19 protein-coding genes are annotated in these 16,256 nt (G+C 71.5%); 9 read left to right on the forward strand and 10 right to left on the reverse strand.

Going from position 1 to position 16,256, the window contains the following annotated elements; translation table 11 throughout:
- Positions 1-101 precede the first annotated feature (101 nt).
- Positions 102-602, forward strand: a complete 501-nt coding sequence (locus tag C4V41_RS56615; RefSeq protein ID WP_103964352.1) for a SigE family RNA polymerase sigma factor — start codon at positions 102-104, stop codon at positions 600-602.
- Positions 599-1,909, forward strand: coding sequence for a TolB family protein (locus C4V41_RS56620; RefSeq protein ID WP_103964353.1), 1,311 nt, complete (start codon positions 599-601; stop codon positions 1,907-1,909). Before C4V41_RS56615 ends, C4V41_RS56620 begins: the two co-directional genes overlap by 4 nt.
- Before the next feature lie 118 nt (positions 1,910-2,027).
- On the opposite strand, the gene C4V41_RS56625 is transcribed toward C4V41_RS56620, so the two are convergent.
- Positions 2,028-2,513 carry a GNAT family N-acetyltransferase gene (locus C4V41_RS56625; protein WP_235031026.1) on the reverse strand — a complete coding sequence of 162 codons (486 nt, stop codon included), beginning with the start codon at positions 2,511-2,513 and terminating at the stop codon, positions 2,028-2,030.
- A 206-nt stretch (positions 2,514-2,719) separates the two neighbouring features.
- Between C4V41_RS56625 and C4V41_RS56630 the strand changes: the two genes are divergently transcribed.
- The 6 genes from C4V41_RS56630 to C4V41_RS56655 all read left to right on the forward strand — a co-directional run bounded on the left by C4V41_RS56630 (position 2,720) and on the right by C4V41_RS56655 (position 8,083).
- The gene (locus tag C4V41_RS56630) at positions 2,720-4,120 is read left to right on the forward strand and encodes a glycosyltransferase (RefSeq protein ID WP_103964355.1); all 1,401 of its coding nucleotides are present in this window, start codon (positions 2,720-2,722) and stop codon (positions 4,118-4,120) included.
- 161 nt (positions 4,121-4,281) lie between these two features.
- Positions 4,282-5,328, forward strand: coding sequence for an ABC transporter substrate-binding protein (locus C4V41_RS56635; RefSeq protein WP_200824960.1), 1,047 nt, complete (start codon positions 4,282-4,284; stop codon positions 5,326-5,328).
- Positions 5,325-6,149, forward strand: coding sequence for an ABC transporter permease (locus C4V41_RS56640; protein ID WP_103964357.1), 825 nt, complete (start codon positions 5,325-5,327; stop codon positions 6,147-6,149). The genes C4V41_RS56635 and C4V41_RS56640 overlap by 4 nt, the downstream gene beginning before the upstream one ends.
- Positions 6,125-6,835: an ABC transporter ATP-binding protein gene (locus C4V41_RS56645; RefSeq protein WP_103964358.1), complete on the forward strand. Its 711-nt coding sequence runs from the start codon at positions 6,125-6,127 to the stop codon at positions 6,833-6,835. The genes C4V41_RS56640 and C4V41_RS56645 overlap by 25 nt, the downstream gene beginning before the upstream one ends.
- 118 nt (positions 6,836-6,953) lie before the next feature.
- Positions 6,954-7,430 carry a hypothetical protein gene (locus tag C4V41_RS56650; protein WP_103964359.1) on the forward strand — a complete coding sequence of 159 codons (477 nt, stop codon included), beginning with the start codon at positions 6,954-6,956 and terminating at the stop codon, positions 7,428-7,430.
- Complete coding sequence (locus C4V41_RS56655) at positions 7,427-8,083, forward strand: TetR/AcrR family transcriptional regulator (RefSeq protein WP_103964360.1); 657 nt, start codon at positions 7,427-7,429, stop codon at positions 8,081-8,083. The genes C4V41_RS56650 and C4V41_RS56655 overlap by 4 nt, the downstream gene beginning before the upstream one ends.
- Here the strand turns inward: C4V41_RS56655 and C4V41_RS56660 are convergent.
- The 5 genes from C4V41_RS56660 to C4V41_RS56680 are packed head-to-tail and all read right to left on the reverse strand — an operon-like array spanning position 7,989 to position 12,530.
- Positions 7,989-8,822 (reverse strand): ABC transporter permease, encoded by an 834-nt coding sequence (locus tag C4V41_RS56660; protein ID WP_103964361.1) that lies wholly within the window; start codon positions 8,820-8,822, stop codon positions 7,989-7,991. The genes C4V41_RS56655 and C4V41_RS56660 overlap by 95 nt on opposite strands.
- Entirely contained in the window at positions 8,819-9,538 is a 720-nt protein-coding gene (locus C4V41_RS56665; protein WP_103964362.1) for an ABC transporter ATP-binding protein, read from the reverse strand. The genes C4V41_RS56660 and C4V41_RS56665 overlap by 4 nt, the downstream gene beginning before the upstream one ends.
- Positions 9,539-9,553: 15 nt before the next feature.
- A complete protein-coding gene (locus C4V41_RS56670) occupies positions 9,554-10,519 on the reverse strand; it encodes a phosphotransferase family protein (RefSeq protein ID WP_103964363.1) in 966 nt (321 codons plus the stop codon).
- Positions 10,516-11,706, reverse strand: a complete 1,191-nt coding sequence (locus C4V41_RS56675) for an acyl-CoA dehydrogenase family protein (RefSeq protein WP_103964364.1) — start codon at positions 11,704-11,706, stop codon at positions 10,516-10,518. Before C4V41_RS56675 ends, C4V41_RS56670 begins: the two co-directional genes overlap by 4 nt.
- A gap of 41 nt (positions 11,707-11,747) precedes the next feature.
- Positions 11,748-12,530, reverse strand: coding sequence for a CPBP family intramembrane glutamic endopeptidase (locus C4V41_RS56680; RefSeq protein ID WP_103964365.1), 783 nt, complete (start codon positions 12,528-12,530; stop codon positions 11,748-11,750).
- A gap of 90 nt (positions 12,531-12,620) precedes the next feature.
- Here C4V41_RS56680 and C4V41_RS56685 point away from each other — a divergent pair, with 90 nt between their 5' ends.
- Positions 12,621-12,968 (forward strand): DUF6285 domain-containing protein, encoded by a 348-nt coding sequence (locus C4V41_RS56685; RefSeq protein ID WP_103964366.1) that lies wholly within the window; start codon positions 12,621-12,623, stop codon positions 12,966-12,968.
- Positions 12,969-12,972: 4 nt separating this feature from the next.
- On the opposite strand, the gene mctP is transcribed toward C4V41_RS56685, so the two are convergent.
- From mctP to C4V41_RS56705, 4 genes are all read right to left on the reverse strand, one after another.
- Positions 12,973-14,580, reverse strand: coding sequence for a monocarboxylate uptake permease MctP (mctP, locus tag C4V41_RS56690; protein ID WP_327537522.1), 1,608 nt, complete (start codon positions 14,578-14,580; stop codon positions 12,973-12,975).
- Entirely contained in the window at positions 14,577-14,786 is a 210-nt protein-coding gene (locus C4V41_RS56695) for a DUF3311 domain-containing protein (RefSeq protein WP_103964367.1), read from the reverse strand. Before C4V41_RS56695 ends, mctP begins: the two co-directional genes overlap by 4 nt.
- Before the next feature lie 261 nt (positions 14,787-15,047).
- The gene (locus C4V41_RS56700) at positions 15,048-15,668 is read right to left on the reverse strand and encodes a carboxymuconolactone decarboxylase family protein (RefSeq protein ID WP_103964368.1); all 621 of its coding nucleotides are present in this window, start codon (positions 15,666-15,668) and stop codon (positions 15,048-15,050) included.
- Positions 15,668-16,216 carry a VOC family protein gene (locus C4V41_RS56705; RefSeq protein ID WP_103964369.1) on the reverse strand — a complete coding sequence of 183 codons (549 nt, stop codon included), beginning with the start codon at positions 16,214-16,216 and terminating at the stop codon, positions 15,668-15,670. Before C4V41_RS56705 ends, C4V41_RS56700 begins: the two co-directional genes overlap by 1 nt.
- Between the last annotated feature and the right edge of the window lie 40 nt (positions 16,217-16,256).

Here is a 16,256-nt window from a genome sequence, read left to right on the forward strand (position 1 = left end):
TAGCCGGGCGGCCCCCCGAGATCATGAGAAGACGTTCGCCGGGAGATGCAACGTCTTCGTCCCTTCGGCCGTCTCTGACGTGACGACCGAAGGGACGACACGTGGACGACGAACCCGGCTTCGGCGAGTTCGTGGCGGAGCAGACGGAGGCGCTGCTCCGCTACGGATACGTCCTGACCGGAAACCCCCATGACGCCGCCGATCTGGTGCAGGAGGCTCTGATACGGCTGCGCGGCGCCTGGCCGAGGGTGAGACGCAAGGACAGCCCGCACAGCTACGCCCGTACCACGATGGCACGGTTGCACATCAGCGTGTGGCGGCGGCGCAGGCGTGAACACCTCACCGGCGAGCCGCCGGACCGGGTACACCACGAGGTCTTTCCCGCCGACGAGGAACAGGGCCTGTGGGAAGAGCTGGCCGCGCTGCCCCGCAGACAGCGTGCCGTGCTGGTGCTGCGCTACTACGAGCAGCTCAGCGACGCCGAGATCGCCAAGGTGCTCGGCATCTCTGCCGGAACCGTGCGCAGCCAGGCCTTCCGGGGCCTGGACAAACTGCGCACCTCCCTCTCCTCCGCACCGGCGACCCACGGGAGCATGCGATGACCGAGCTGGAAGACAAGCTGAGCCGCGTCCTGGCGGAGGCCGCGCAGCGGGCGCCGCAGGCGCCGGCCGGGCTGGCCGCGGCGGTCGAGACGGGCCATCGCCGGCGGCGGGCGCGGGCCGGGGCCGTGCGCGCGGCCGCGGCCGTGGTCCTGGTGGCGGGCGGGGTGGGCGTGTCGGTGAACGCCCTGGGCACCTCGGCCGAGCCGCAGCCCGCGGCCGGCCCGACCGCCGAGCCCGGGCCGCCGGCGGACAAGATCCCGCCGCCCATCGAAGAGGTGTGGCCGCAGGCCGTGCACAAGATCCCGGCCAAGCTGCCCGACGGCCGCGCGTACTATCCGCAACTGCTCCTCGACGATCGCACGCTGCTGGTCATGACGGGCGCCTTCGACGGAAAGCGCCAGTTCCTGTGGAGCTACGACCTGGGCACCGGCGCTCCCAAGCGGATCGCCGAGATCCCCCCGACGAAGGGATCGGCGATCTTCGCCGACGGCGTCGCCGCCGGTGGCGGCAACATCGTCTGGTGGGCGTCCCACAAGGAGGCGGGCGGCCCCCGGGTCGCCCGGATCTGGACGGTCCCGGTCACCGGCGGCCGGCCTCGGACGGTGACCGACGTCCCCCTCGGAAACGTCATACGGCAGGGGCACATCGACGGGCTGGCCGTGACGGGTTCGGACGTGGTCTTCGCCTACGAGAAGGGCGGGGTCTACCGGGTGCCGCTGAGCGGGGGCTCGCCGCAGCCGGTGAAGGGCGCCGAGCGGCACCACATCCTGCGGTGGCCGTGGGTGGGCGTCCACCAAGGGAAGGCGATCTTCCGCGAGCTGCTCAACGCCGAGACCGGTGAGCGGCGCGACGCCGTGGTCAAGGCCGACGAGGAGGTCAGGTGCGGCGTCGACCGGTGCGCGGGCGTGGCCGTGCGGTACAAGACGATCAAGGTCGAACGCCGCCGCGACGCCTCCGGCAAAGAGATCAAGTGCGGCACCCGCCGGTGCCCGGACACGGCGCGGAACCAGATCATCCTGCGCAGGTTCGTCCGCGACCGCGACGGCTCCCATGAGCGCCGGCTGCCGAGCGCCTTTCATCCCGGCGACGAGGCCGGCCTGGACCGCTTCTTCAGGATCACGCTGAGGGGGCCGGGACGGCAGGCCGTCCCGACGCTCTACGACGCCGGCACCGGCAGGTCCGCCGATCTCGGCATCCGGCCGGACGCGAAGGGATCGATGGCGCTTCCCGACGGCGGCAGCGACCGGCTGATGACCTACCAGATCAAGAACGAGATGTACGTCCTGGATCTGGCCACGATCAAGTAAGAGCCGCTCTCCGGCCCGCTGGGAGGAGGTCATTTTCTCCATAGCGGCAGATCAGGCCGTAACCGGATCACGGTGCGGCCACGACCGGCGGGGATCGGCGATCCCCGCCGGCTCTCGTTTACGCGGTCCGGTGGTAGCGGATGGTGCCGTCGTCGCTCAGGCCGGGCATCGGCTGGAAGCCGGCCTTCTCCAGGACCCGGATGGAGGCCGGGTTGGCGGGCTCGACCGTGGCGCACACCGTGCGCACCCCGGGCGCGGTGAGGGCGTGGCCGGTCAGGGCCCGGGTCGCCTCGGGAGCGTAGCCGCGGCCGCGCCGCGAGGCGACGATGCCGTAACCGATCTCGACGACGCCATCGGCGGGCGGCCAGAACAGGCCGATGGAGCCGACGGTCAGGCCGCTGTCACGCTCGACGATCTGGCGGTGGCCGAACTCCGCCAGCCACGCCGGGTTGCCGGCGAACAGGCCGGCGATGACGTGGTCGCCCTCGGCGGGGAAGTCTCCCGCCCAGTGCGCCGGCCGCGCGCCGTCGAGGACGGCGGCGACCTCACCGGAGGTCCAGGAACGCAGGACGAGACGGTCGGTGAGCAGATCCGGATGAGACAAGGTGAAACTCCTGGTCGTTACGGGGAACGACCGGCCCGCGGAGCCGAGCTCAGGCGGGCCGGACAAGGGCATGCTGATGACGGCTGACGGCAGCCATATTCATCAACCCCCTCGTCTCTTCAGCGATCACACTCGCGGGGCGACTTTAGCACCTGTACGATCCGCACGCGGCGGGCACCCTTGCCGCGCTGATCGGGGGATCGTTCATGCCGCGCATCATCGTCGCCGCCACGCCTCTCCACGGCCACGTCACCCCGCTGCTGTCGGTCGCGGCCGACCTGGTGCGCCGGGGCCACGACGTGGCGATGCTGACCGGCTCCCGCTTCGCCGGCCGGGTCCGCGCCACCGGTGCGCGGCACGTGTCCCTGCCGCCCGAGGCCGACTACGACGATCGCCGCATGACCGCGCACTTTCCCGAGCTCGCCACCGCCGCGCCGGGGCCCGAGATGGACGCCGTCTACGCGCGGCAGGTGTTCGCCGACTGCGCGCCCGGCCAGTGGAGGGCGCTCGCGGCGCTGCTGGAGACGTTCCCGGCCGGGGCGGTGGTGGCCGATGTGCTGTTCCTCGGCACGTTCCCGCTGGTGCTGGGGGAGCGGCGCGGGCCGCGGCCGGCGGTGGTCGGCCTGGGCGTCGTGCCGGTGATGGCCCAGAGCGCGGACGCGCCGCCGTACGGGCTCGGTCTGCGGCCCAGCGGGCGTGAGACGCACCTCGCGCTGAACGCGGCGGCGCGGGCGGCCTTCGCGCCCGTGCAGGAGCACTGCGCGAAGGTGTTCGCCGCGCTGGGCGCCGACCTGCCCGGCCACCTGTACGACGCCACCGTCAGCGTGCCCGACCACTACCTGCAGCTCACGGTGCCGGAGTTCGAGTACCCGCGCTCGGACCTGCCCGCCTCCTTCCGCTTCGCCGGCCCCCTGCCGCCGCCCGCGAGCGCCGGGTTCGAGCCACCGGACTGGTGGGGCGAGCTGAGCGGTGCGGCGGAAAGGGGCCGACCCGTCGTCGTGGTCACCCAGGGCACACTGGCCAACGCGGACCTGGGCCGCCTCGTCGTGCCGGCGCTGCGCGGCCTGGCGGGGGAGGAGGTCCTGGTGGTGGCCGCGACCGCCCGCCCCGACGGCCCGGCCGAGGTGCGGGCCGCGATCGTGCCCGCCGACGGTCCGGCCGGGACGCCTGGCGCCACCGGGCTCGCCGAGGGTCCGGCCGGGACGCCTGGCGCCACCGGGTCCGCCGAGGGCCCGGCCGGTGCGCCCGGTATCCCGGGTAACGCGATCGTGGCCGGTTACGTGCCCTTCGACCGGCTTCTGCCGTACGCGGACGTGCTGGTCACCAACGGCGGCTACGGCGGCGTGCACGCGGCGATCCACCACGGCGTGCCCCTCGTGGTGGCGGGGACCACGGAGGACAAGGCCGACATCGCCGCCCGCGTGTCGTGGAGCGGCGCCGGGATCGACCTGCGCACCGGCCGCCCCGAGCCGGAGGACGTGCGCCGGGCCGTGATGACGGTGCTGGGCGACGAGCGCCACCGCCGGGCGGTGGCGCGGCTGCGCGCGGCCGCCCGGCGGTACGACCCTTTCGAGACGATCGCCCGTATCGTGAATCAAAACATGTAAATCTGGTAGGAAATGTTGACTTAATGCCCGAGGGCTCGTAGCTTCATGGTCATGAGCTTGACCAGGCGCCTGCACGTGGACCACGGCCACGTCGCCAGCGCGCAATGTCGCTGATCGCCGCATCGACACCCCCATCAGCGACGACCAGAGGACACACCGACATGTCTGCCTCCCCCCGCCTCAGACCGGCGCTCGCCGTACTGCTGCTCGCCGCCCTGACCGCGTGCGCCGCGCAGGAGAAGCCGAAGGCCGTGCTCGCGGCCGACGCCCCGCTGCCCGCCTCCGTCCCCGAGGGCACCAAGCTGATCGTCGGCGACCCGCCCACCAAGGTGGCCCTCCAGCTCTCCGGCGAGATCGACAAATTTTCGTTCGACATCGAGTGGGCCAACCTCAGCGGCGGCCCGCAGACCAGCGAGGCGTTCAGGGCCGACGCCCTCGACGTCGGCGCGGTGGCCGAGATCCCGGCCATCCACGCCAACTGGACCGGCCTGCCCGTGAAGATCGTCGCCTCCAAGTTCCGCAAGGACCCCCTCGACCACCCCACGTACGAGCTCGGCGTCGCCCCCGGCGTCCCCGTGAAGACCCTCGCCGACCTGCGCGGCAAGAAGATCGCCTACAGCCCCGGCCAGGCCCAGGGCGCTCTCGTGCTCAAGGTCCTCAAGCGGGCCGGGCTCACCAAGCAGGACGTCACCCTGGTCGAACTGCCGAGCACCGGCGACATCTACCCCAACGCGCTGGCCTCCAGGCAGGTGGACGTGGCCCCCATCGGCGGCGTCAACATCAAGCGCTACCTGGGCAAGTTCGGCCGCGACGGCGCCACGACCCTGCGCCACGGGCTGCGCGACGACCCCGGCCACCTCTACGTCCGCACGGTCACCCTGCAAGATCCCGCCAAGGCCGCCGCCATCCGCGAGTACGCCGCCGCCTGGGCCCGCGCCACCCGCTGGGTCTACGAGCACCCCAAGGAGTGGATCGAGGGCTACTACGTCAAGGACCAGGGCCTGACCGCCGAAGACGGGAAATATCTCGTCGACCTGGCGGGCGAGCCCGACATCCCGGCCGACTGGTCGGAGGCCATCACCAGGAACCAGGAGACCATCGACATCCTCGCCGCCGAGACCGGCAAACCGAAGCTGGCCGCCAAGGACCTGTACGACCTGCGCTTCCAGGCCGTCGGCGCCGACGCGATCAAGGGCGGTGCCCGATGACGCTGCTCGCCTCCCCGCCCGCCGTCACCGCCCCCGTACGCGCCCGCCGCCGCCTGCGCCCCGGCCGCCCGGTCAGGCTGGGCTTCCTGCTGGGCCCGTTCCTGCTGCTCGCCCTCTGGTCGGCCGCCTCCGCCGCCGGCTGGCTCGACCCCCGCTTCCTGTCCCCGCCCTGGACCGTGATCACCACCGCCGGCGAGCTGATCGAGACCGGCCGCCTCCAGGACAACCTCATCGCCTCCGTCGGCCGCGTCGCGCTCGGCCTGGCCATCGGCGTGCCGCTCGGCACCCTGCTCGCGCTCGTCTCCGGGCTCAGCCGCTGGGGCGAGGCCCTCATCGACGGCCCCGTCCAGATCAAGCGGGCCATCCCATCGCTCGCGCTCATGCCGCTGCTGATCCTCTGGCTGGGCATCGGCGAGGTGATGAAGGTGAGCGTCATCGCCGTCGGCGTCCTGGTGCCCATCTACATCCACACGCACAACGGCCTGCGCGGCATCGACAGCCGCTACGTCGAGCTGGCCGAGACCGTCGGCCTCGGGCGCGGCGCGTTCATCCGGAAGGTCGTGCTGCCGGGGGCGCTGCCGGGATTCCTGCTCGGCATGCGCTTCGCGGTCACCACGGCCTGGTTGTTCCTCGTCGTGGCCGAGCTCATCAACTCCACCAGCGGCATCGGCTACATGATGGACCTGGCGCGCACGTACGGGCAGACCGACGTCATCCTCGTCGGCCTCGTCCTGTACGGCCTGCTCGGCCTGTTCTCCGACGCCGCCGTCCGCCTCGTGGAAAGGAAGGCCCTGTCGTGGCGACGGACACTCGCGAGCTGATCCGGGTCGAGGGCCTGACCCGCGTCTACGGGACGCGTACCGTGCTCGACCGTCTGGACCTGGAGCTGGCGCCCGGCGAGTTCGTGGCGCTGCTCGGGCGCAGCGGCTCGGGCAAGAGCACGCTGCTGCGCGCCCTGGCCGGGCTGGACTCCGACGTGGCCGGCGACGGCACCCTGCAGGTGCCCGCGCAGGTCTCGGTCGTCTTCCAGGACGCCCGGCTGCTGCCCTGGCAGCGGGTGCTCCCCAACGTCGTGCTCGGCCTGACAGGCCTGACAGGCCTGAACGGGGCCGAGCGGCGCGGCCTGGACAGCCTGGCCGAGGTCGGGCTGGCGGGGCGCGAGCGGGCCTGGCCCAACGAGCTGTCCGGCGGCGAGCAGCAGCGGGTGGCCCTCGCCCGCTCCCTCGTACGCGAGCCCGCCCTGCTCCTGGCCGACGAGCCGTTCGGCGCGCTCGACGCCCTGACCAGGATCAAGATGCACGGCCTGCTGCGCCGCCTGCACGAGCAGCACCGCCCGGCCGTGCTGCTGGTCACCCACGACGTGGACGAGGCGATCGCGCTGGCCGATCGCGTGCTCGTCCTCGACGAGGGCAGGATCGCGGCGGAACTCCGTCTCGGCCCCGGCATCGGCCCGGCCGAGGCCAGGACCGAACTGCTGCGGGCACTCGGCGTGACCGACGAACGCTGACCGCGCCCGGCACGACCGCCGACCTCGCGAGCCCCACCGGCTCGATGGCCCCGGCTCGATGGCCACAGGCTCGACGATCTGTCCCCGGGAGAGTCGTGATCTGTGTCAACCTCGGAGCGTGATCTCCTCCGGCGCTCCGAGAAAAGGTGCCCGGCGGCTCATCGGAGCCGTCGCCGGCCTGGCCGCCGTCGCCCCCGTCTACTACCTGACCGAGGCGGCCGCCAGATCCCTGCGCGCGGGCGCCACCGCGTTCGGCCCCGCCCCCGCCGCCCTGGGCTACCTGGCGGCGGTGGCGGTGATCGTCACCCTCCTCACCGCCTGGCCCGCGGCGGCGCTCGGCTGCGGCCTGCCGCTGGCCGCGGCCGGCGTCGTGTTCGCCCTCGACCTCGACACCGCCCTCGGCGTGGCCGGCAGCCTGCCCTGGTCGAAGGCCGGCGGGCTGCCCTGGTCGCCCCCGGACGGCGCGCCCTGGGCCGAGATCGCCGAACCGCCCGGCACGATGGCGGGCATGACCGGCCTGTACGCCCTCATCGGCGTCCTGCTCGTCCTCTCCGCGCTGCTGCCCGCCCGTTTGCGATCTATCCTGGACCGGTGAGCGGGCGGGATCCGGATCGGCGCAGGGCACTGCTCGACGCCGCCGACCGCGTCATCATGCGGGAGGGCCCCGAGGTCTCCATGGCCGCCATCGCCGCCGAGGCGGGCATCACCAAACCGATCCTCTACCGCCACTTCGGCGACAAACGCGGCCTCTACCAGGCCCTGGCCGACCGCCACGTGCGCACGGTCATCGGCCGGCTCCGCCCGCGGCTCGCCGACCCGGGCGGCGACCTGCGCGGCCGGGCCAGAGCGACCATCGGCGTCTACCTCGACCTGATCTCGGCCAACCTCAACCTCTACCGCTTCCTGTTCCACCGCGCCGGCGCCGAGGACAGCAGGGTCCGCTCCCACATGACCTCCCTGGTGCGCAACCTGGGCGAGGAGCTCGGCGGCTTGCTGACCGCCGAGCGCGTGGTGCCCGATCCGGTGCGGGCCCAGGTGCTCGGGCACGCGTTCGTCGGCATGGTGCAGACCACCGGCGACTGGTGGCTCGACCACCCGGAGGTGGACCGTACCCAGGTGGTCGAGGGCCTCGTCGACGTGATCGCCGCCGCGATCACTCCCCGAACCGGGAGAGCCGCCCGTGGCGGCGGGCGTGGCCGAGCGCCCACCCGAACAACGCCAGCGCCCCCGCCAGGTAGCCCACGTTGATCACCGCCGCCCACGCCAGCCGGTCCCACGGCAGCGCCCCGCCCGCCATGACCGTGCGCATGCCCTCGAACACGTGCGAGGCCGGCAGGAACCACGCCACGCTCTGCAGCGGCGCGGGCAGCACCGACACCGGGTAGAAGATCGCGGCCAGCGGCTGCACCACGAACACCAGCGACCAGGCGATCACCTGGGCGTTCTCGCCGAAGCGGAGCACCGCCGCGATGCCGACCAGCCCCAGCGACCAGCCGAGGACGAGCAGCACCCCCATGAACGGCACCAGCCCCACCCCGATCGTGCCCACCCCGAACCCGTAGAGCGCCAGCGCCAGCCCGGCCATCATGGCCACCGCGAAGGCCACCTTGCCCAGCGAGAACAGCATCAGCCCCACCAGGTATTCGACGCTCGACAGCGGGCTGACCTGCACGTTGAGCAGGTTGCGGGACCAGATGTCCTCCAGGAAGGCGATGGAGATCTCGTTGCTGGCCTTCTGCAGCACCTGCCAGAGCAGCACCGCGCCGAGCAGGAACGACACCACGAACGGCACCCGCTGCGCCTGCAGGAACGACGTCACGAACCCCCACAGCACCAGCTCGACGGTCGGCCAGAACAGGATCTCGAACATCCGGATCGGGCTGCGCCGCAGCGCCGCGAAGTCGCGCCGGACCACGCCCAGCACGCGGGTGCGCCGGGCGGCCAGGCTCAGCGGCGGCAGGCCCAGGGAGAGCGGTGTCGGAGTCATCCGCGTGCCACCTTCAAGAACACCTCTTCCAGGTCTTCGGCCTCGTAGCGCCCGGCCAGCTCCTTGGCGCTGCCCGCCGCCACGATGCGGCCGCCGGACAGGAAGTGGATGCGGTCGCACATGCGCTCGACCTCCCGCATGTTGTGCGAGGTGATCAGCATGGAGGTGCCGTTCTCCGCGGCCAGGCGGGACAGCAGGCCGCGGATGCGGTCGCCGGCGTCGGGGTCGAGGTTGGCCGTGGGCTCGTCGAGCACCAGCAGCCTGGGCGCGTTGAGCAGCGCCTTCGCGAGCTGCACGCGGGTGCGCTGCCCCGACGACAGCGCCATCATCTGCCGCCTGCCGAGCGGGCCGAGCTCGAACAGCTCGATGACCTCGGCCACCCGGTGGGCGGGCCGGCGCAGCGCGTAGAGGCGGGCGAAGGCGTCGAGCACCTCGCGCACCCGCAGCACCCCGGGCAGGTCGACGTAGCTCGCGGCGAAGTTGACCTGGCTGAGCACCTCGGTCCGGTGCCTGGACAGCTCCTTGCCGAACAACTCGATGCTGCCCGCGTCGGGGGTGATCAGGCCGAGCAGCATGTGCAGGGTGGTCGACTTGCCCGCGCCGTTGGGCCCGAGCAGCCCGGCGACCTCGCCCTCGCCGACCGTCAGATTCAGCTCGTGCACGGCCGTGACCGGGCCGAATCTCTTGACCAACTGGGAAGCTCGTACGATGGTCACCGCCCCAGCCTGCGGTCAGGACGGCGCGCGGGGCAACGGGTTTTCGCGCAGCAGCCGCAGCAGGTCCCACTCGGTCTCGCAGACGCGCCGGCCGATCGCGGCCAGCTCCACCGACCGCGCGCCGCCACGCAGGTGCCGCATGGTCTGCATGACGCAGATGATGCCCCACTTGAGCACGCCGAAGGTCTCCCACCAGCGCAGCGCGTCGCGGTCGACGGGCTGCCCGCCGGCCTTCTCGTAGGCGTCGATCAGGTCGGCGTACCCGCCGAACCCGCCCACCGGCAGCGGCGAGCCGAACCGCCACGCCTTCACGCACAGCCAGCCGAGGTCCTCCAGGGGATCGCCGGCGTGGGCGAGCTCCCAGTCGAGCACGGCCCTGACGCCCTCGGGGCCGACGATCAGGTTGCCGTTGCGGAAGTCGCCGTGCACGACCGTGCGCCGCGTGCCGGGCGGGCGGGTGGCCGCCAGCCGGCGCAGCGCCAGCTCGAACACCGGATGCGGCTCGCCGAGCTGATCCAGCACGTCACGCCAGCGCGGGAGCGGGTCGCCGCCGTCGTCGTCGGAAGGCACCGCCGACAGCGGCATCCGATGGATCGCCGCCAGCGCCCGCCCGCACTGGGCGGCCAGCCGGGGCCGGGCCGCCGCGTAGACGTCGTCGCGCAGGATCTTGCGCGGGATCGTCTCGCCGGGGACGCGGGACATGAGGATGTACGACTCGCCGCAGGCCACGATCCGCGGCACCGGCACCCCGGCCTCCGCCGCGGCCCGCATCAGCACCGCCTCGGACGCCAGTCCGGCGCCGGTCTCCAGGGTGGCGCCGGGGGAGTCGAGCCGCAGGATCAGCTCGTGCGTGCTCCCGTCCGGGGCGGTCACGTCGAGGGCCCACGTCTCGCGCGACGCGCCGCCCGGCAGCCGGGCACTGAACGGCACGACCGCCTCGGTCCCGTACGCCTCCCGGACGATCTCGTGCGGGTCGGTCATCGCAGGCCGAACTCCCAGGCGCCGCCCGCCGCGTACGTGCCCAGAATGCGCCGCCCCACCGAGTCGATGTGCACCTCGTCGGGCCCGTCGTAGATGCGCCCCGCCCGCGCGTGCCGGTACATGCGGTCCAGCGGCGTGTCCGGGGTCAGCCCGGCGGCGCCGTAGACCTGGATGGCCCGGTCGATGACGTTGTGCAGCATCCGCGCCCCTGCCACCTTGATCGCCCCGATCTCCACCCGGGCCTGCGAGCCCGCGTCGATCAGCCCGGCGGCGTGCAGCGTGAGCAGCCGCGCGGACTGGATCTCGGTGTAGGAGTCGAACACGTGCTGCCGCATGAGCTGCTTGGCGGCCAGCGGCTCGCCGAACGCACTCCGCTCGTGCAGCCGCCGGCACATCAGGTCGAACGCCCGCTGCGCCTGCCCCAGCCAGCGCATGCAGTGGAAGATCCGCCCGGGGCCGAGCCGCCGCTGCGCGATGACGAACCCCTGGCCGCGCGGGCCGAGCAGGTTGGCGGCCGGCACGCGGACGTCCTCGTAGCGGACCTCGCAGTGCGCCCCGTCGAGCCCCAGCACGGGCGTCTCGCGCACGATCGTGTAGCCGGGCGTGCCGGTCGGCACCAGGATCATGGAGAACGCCAGGTGTGGTGGTGCGTCAAGCTCGGTCCGGCACATCACGGTCGTGTACGCCGCCCGCGACGCCCCGGTCGTGAACCACTTGTGCCCGTTGATCACCCATTCGTCCCCGTCGAGCACGGCGGTGGTGGCGATCTGGGTGGGATCGCTGCTGGAGACGGCGGGCTCGGTCATCGCGAAGCTCGGCCCGATGTCGCCGCGCACCAGCGGCTCCAGGTAGCGCTCGCGCTGCTCGGGGGAGGCGTGCTCGTGCAGCATCAGTGAGTCCTGCAACGTGTACGTCCCCAGCGCGAGCTGCCCGTACTCGCTACGCCCCTGCACCTCGTTGACATAGACGTAGGCGAGGAACGGCAGCCCTCCGCCGCCCAGCTCACGCGGATGGCCGAGCGCCCACAGGCCCTCCTTCTTCGCCTCCGCCCGCAGCTCGTCGAGCGCCGCCACGGCGGCGGGCCCGCCCGCGTGCAGCACGGGCTCGGCGGGCTCGACCCGCTCGGTCATGAACGCGTGGACGGCGTCGCGGATCGGCCGGACGCCGTCGGGCACGGCGAAGCTCATGACAGGATCTCATCCCGAGAACCGTTGTGCGGTCAACGGTTTCAGGGCAGCCAGCTCACCCGGCCGCGCAGGAAGGCGTACCCGACGAAGGCCACGGCGTCGATGAGCGTGTGCGCCACCACCAGCGGCATGGCCCGCCCCCACCGCTGGTAGACCCGCCCGAACACCAGCCCCATCACCACGTTCCCGACGAACCCGCCGAACCCCTGATACAGGTGGTACGACCCGCGCAGCAGCGACGACACCACCACGGCCTTCCACGGCGACCAGCCGGCCTGCCCGAGCCGGTGCAGCAGGTAGCCGGCGACGATCACCTCTTCCAGCACCCCGTTCTGCGCCGCCGCCAGCAGCAGCACCGGCACCTGCCACCACACCTGCGGCAGCGCCCCGGGAACGACCGTCAGGTTCACCCCGGCCGCCCACACCACCAGGTAGAACGCCAGCCCGGAGCCGCCGATCGCGGCCGCCAGCGCCGCCCCGCGCACCACGTCGCCGCCGGGCCGGCGGAAGTCGGCGCCGATCGTCCGCAGCGACTCCCCGGAGCGCACCAGCAGGTACGCCACCAGCCCCACCGGCGCCACCGCGATCGCGATCTGGACGAGCTGCAGCGTCAGGTCCAGCCAGGGCCGGCCGGGCGCCATCGACCCGACGAGCACGGCCTGCTGGCCCTTCAGCTCCTTCGGCGCGGTGAGCGCCCCGATCAGCCGGACGAACGCCACCAGCGCGCTGGCGCCGAGGGAGACGGACAACACGACGAGGACCTCGGCCCGGATGAGCTTCGGCCCGAGCACCGGGGAGTCGGCGAGGGGGGACGGAGTGTGCATGGCCGCAGATTAGCCGTTACATGATCCGACCCTGATAAAAGAGGACATGTCGCTCTTGGGAGGAGAGGCGCACTCTGCTAGGCAGGAACCGTGACGCCAACCGATCTCCACGACGTCCCTGCCGCCGCCCAGCTCGTCGCCGCCGTCCGCGACTTCCTCCAGACCGACGTGCTGCCGGCCGTCGAAGGCCGGGTCCGCTACCACACCCGCGTGGCCATCAACGTGCTCGGCATGGTGGAGCGGGAGATGGAGCTCGGCCCGGACCAGGCCGAACGGCACGCCGCCCGGCTGGCCGAGCTGGGCGTGGCGGGCGACGCCGACCTGGCCGCCGCCATACGAGAGGGCCGCGTCACCGATGACGCGGCCCTCGTCACGGCCCTGGAGCAGGCCGTACGTGCCAAGCTGGAGGTCGCCAACCCCGGCTACCTCACGGACTGAACCGTCAGTGCGAACCCGTCAGGTCGAGGTCCTTGACCTTGGAGTCGCCCTCGTCGGCGAAATACTCGTCGCGCGCCGTCGCGTCCTCGCCGTCGGCCACCTTGGCCGCCCGGAACAGCAGCGTGGCCACGACCGCCACCAGCACGTTGACGCCCAGCGCCACGAACCCGGGGTAGATCGTCAGCTTGGTGTCGAAGCCCAGGTTCGACAGCGCGAAAGCCGAGCCGCCGAAGTGCAGCTTGCCGTTGGCCGGGTTCGGGATGAGGTAGAGCATCCACATGCCCGCCGCGAGCCCCGCCGCCCAGCCCGCGATCAGGCCGCCCTTGTGGAACCAGCGCGTGTACAGGCCCAGCGCCACCGACGGCAGCGTCTGCAGGATGATCACACCGCCGATGAGCTGCAGGTCGATCGAGAACTGCGGGTCGAGCACCAGGATGCACAGCACCGCGCCCGCCTTGACGAGCAGCGACACGATCTTGGAGACCTTGGCCTCCTGGGCGTCGGTGGCGTTCTTGTTGAGGTATTCGCGGTAGATGTTGCGGGTGAACAGGTTCGCCGCCGCGATCGACATGATGGCCGCCGGGACGAGCGCGCCGATGCCGATGGCCGCGTAGGCGACGCCGGTGAACCAGTCGGGGAACATCTGGTCGAACAACATCGGCACGATCGTGTTGTTGTCGGCCTTGCCGTTCGCCATGACCGGCTTGGTGCCCGCCGCGATCGCCATGAAGCCGAGCAGCGCGATCAGGCCCAGCACGAGGCTGTAGGCGGGCAGCGCCGACATGTTCCGCTTGATGACGTTGCGGCTCCTGGAGGCCAGCACGCCGGTGAGGCTGTGCGGGTAGAGGAACAGCGCCAGCGCCGAGCCGAACGCCAGGGTCACGTACTGGATCTGGTTGTTGGCGTTGAGGATGTAGCCGTCACCCGGAGCGGGCGAGGCGGCGAACTTCTCCCGGGCCGCGTCGAAGATCGAGTCCCAGCCGCCCAGCTTGGCCGGGATGTAGATGATCGCCGCGATGATCACGATGTAGATCAGCGCGTCCTTGACGAACGCGATCAGCGCCGGCGCGCGCAGCCCCGACTGGTAGGTGTAGGCCGCCAGGATCGCGAACGCGATGATGATCGGCAGGTGCCCGGTGATGCCCATCGCCTTGAGCACGGCCTCGATGCCGACGAGCTGCAGCGCGATGTACGGCATCGTCGCCACCAGCCCGGTGATCGCGATGAGCAGCGCCAGCGTCGGCGACCCGAACCGGGCCCGGACGAAGTCGGCCGGCGTGACGAACCCGTGCACGTGCGAGACCGACCACATGCGCGCCAGCACCAGGAACACCAGCGGATAGACCACCACGGTGTACGGCAGCGCGTAGAACCCGATGGCCCCGGCGCTCCACACCAGCGCGGGCACCGCCACGAACGTGTACGCGGTGTAGAGGTCGCCGCCCACCAGGAACCAGGTGATCCAGGAGCCGAAGCTGCGCCCGCCGAGCCCCCACTCGTTCAGGCTGGCCAGGTCGGTGGGCCGCCGCCAGCGCGAAGCCACGAAACCCATGCCGCTGACCAGCGCGAACAGCAGGATGAAGACGACCAGCTCGGTCGTGTGGCCATTCACTTGGTCATCCTGTAGACGATCGTCGTGGACACGACGCCCACCACGATGAACGCGATCTGCAGCCAGTAGAAGAGCGGGAAGCCCAGCAGGCGTGGCTCGTCGGCGTTGTACAGGAACGTGAGCAGCGGCAGCACGATGGGCAGGACCAGCAGCCAGTTCCATGGGCTGCGGTCGGTACGCGGCCGCCCGGGATCCCCGGTAGTCATCGACCCTCCGATGAGTGGATCAGGAGCCGGTGGTGACTGGCGCCTGACAGCTTGTCAATGGAGGGAGATTAGCTTTACGGAGGTATTAAACCCAATGTCCATTGTGTTACGGTTTGGCCTAAATGTCGGGATGGAATCTCACCATTCGAGACACATGCCTGGGGACGGCATCCGCAGCATAAGTACGGGATCGCCGCGATCGTGATCGCCTATCGGCGAATGGTCGTTTAATCGCGCCGAGCGGTCGGATCGTCAGATGAGTCAGGTCGTCAGCTCGTCGGCGATGTCCCGCGTGCCGTACCCCTCGGGCGCCGGCACCTCGACGATCGGGTCGGGCCGGTCGTCGAACTCCAGCCGCAGCGCCCGCGCCATCGTGGCGTGCATCTCGTACAGGCAGACGACGTACGTCAGCTCCAGGATCCGCTCGTCGGGCAGATGCCGGGCGAGCACCGCGAACACCTCGTCGGCCACCCGCCCGCCGTCCAGCACCAGCGCGTCGGTGTAGGCCAGCACGGCCCGCTCCAGCTCGCCGAACACGTCGCTGACCGGCCAGTGCGGGATCGCCCGCACCTTCTCCTCCGGTACGCCGAGCGCGCGCAACTGCTTGCAGTGCTGCGAGAACACGAACTGGCTCTGCCGCGCCCACCCGGCCCTGGTCTGGCCCAGCTCGCGCAGCACCGGGTCCAGCCCGGACTCCCGGTAGAGCTGGAAGCCCTTGACGCAGTGCCGGAAGATCTTCGGATCGAGCGCGAACACCGTCCACCAGTCGCCCGGCGACCCGGTGGCCGTGCCCTCCCGATCGGGGGAGAACAGGTGGTCGTAGAAGAACCGCACCACCGGGTCGGTCATCTCCTCGCGCGGCACCCGGCGCAGCCGCGGCATCACACGGTCCGGTCGGCCGCGGTCTTCGGCTCGTGCGCGACGTCGCCGGGTCCGCCCACCTGCCGCGTCCAGGCGGCGAACTCGACCAGCACGCCGTCGGGGTCCTTGAAGTAGATGGACCGGACGAACACGCCCTCGTGCATCTCCGGTGCCACGCCGAACTCGCTGTCGTCGTGGTTGAGCAGCACGCCCACGTCGATGCCCTTGGCGACGAGCCGGTCGCGGTACTCCTCGATCCGCTCCGGTGGCACGTCGAAGGCGATGTGGTTCATCGAGCCGACGGCCGACAGCAGCTCGCCGCGGTCGGGCAGGTTCTTCGGCGCGGACACGCCCGGCACACCCTCGGGCGCGTCGGGGAACCAGAAGAAGGCCAGCGCGTTGCCGCCGCCGCAGTCGAAGAAGAAGTGCTGCCCCCAGCCCAGGGGCAGCTCGATGGTCTTGATCAGGGGCATGCCCAGCACGCCGGAGTAGAAGTCGACGGTCTGCTTCATGTCCGAGCAGACCAGCGCGACGTGGTTGACCCCGCGGAGCTCGAATTCGCTGTTCATGGTAACTCCCTACTTATCACAGGGTTTCCGGGAAAAACAT

The organism is Nonomuraea solani (genome assembly GCF_900108335.1).
GTDB classification, from domain to species: Bacteria; Actinomycetota; Actinomycetes; order Streptosporangiales; family Streptosporangiaceae; genus Nonomuraea; species Nonomuraea solani.

What these genes read in the sequence shown, in the direction of transcription:
- C4V41_RS56620 (WP_103964353.1), top strand. Translation starts at nt 599, where the DNA reads ATGACCGAGCTGGAAGACAAGCTGAGCCGCGTCCTGGCGGAGGCCGCG.
- C4V41_RS56630 (WP_103964355.1), top strand. Translation starts at nt 2,720, where the DNA reads ATGCCGCGCATCATCGTCGCCGCCACGCCTCTCCACGGCCACGTCACC.
- C4V41_RS56635 (WP_200824960.1), top strand. Translation starts at nt 4,282, where the DNA reads ATGTCTGCCTCCCCCCGCCTCAGACCGGCGCTCGCCGTACTGCTGCTC.
- C4V41_RS56640 (WP_103964357.1), top strand. Translation starts at nt 5,325, where the DNA reads ATGACGCTGCTCGCCTCCCCGCCCGCCGTCACCGCCCCCGTACGCGCC.
- C4V41_RS56660 (WP_103964361.1), bottom strand. Translation starts at nt 8,822, where the DNA reads ATGACTCCGACACCGCTCTCCCTGGGCCTGCCGCCGCTGAGCCTGGCC.
- C4V41_RS56670 (WP_103964363.1), bottom strand. Translation starts at nt 10,519, where the DNA reads ATGACCGACCCGCACGAGATCGTCCGGGAGGCGTACGGGACCGAGGCG.
- C4V41_RS56675 (WP_103964364.1), bottom strand. Translation starts at nt 11,706, where the DNA reads ATGAGCTTCGCCGTGCCCGACGGCGTCCGGCCGATCCGCGACGCCGTC.
- C4V41_RS56680 (WP_103964365.1), bottom strand. Translation starts at nt 12,530, where the DNA reads ATGCACACTCCGTCCCCCCTCGCCGACTCCCCGGTGCTCGGGCCGAAG.
- C4V41_RS56695 (WP_103964367.1), bottom strand. Translation starts at nt 14,786, where the DNA reads ATGACTACCGGGGATCCCGGGCGGCCGCGTACCGACCGCAGCCCATGG.
- C4V41_RS56700 (WP_103964368.1), bottom strand. Translation starts at nt 15,668, where the DNA reads ATGCCGCGGCTGCGCCGGGTGCCGCGCGAGGAGATGACCGACCCGGTG.
- C4V41_RS56705 (WP_103964369.1), bottom strand. Translation starts at nt 16,216, where the DNA reads ATGAACAGCGAATTCGAGCTCCGCGGGGTCAACCACGTCGCGCTGGTC.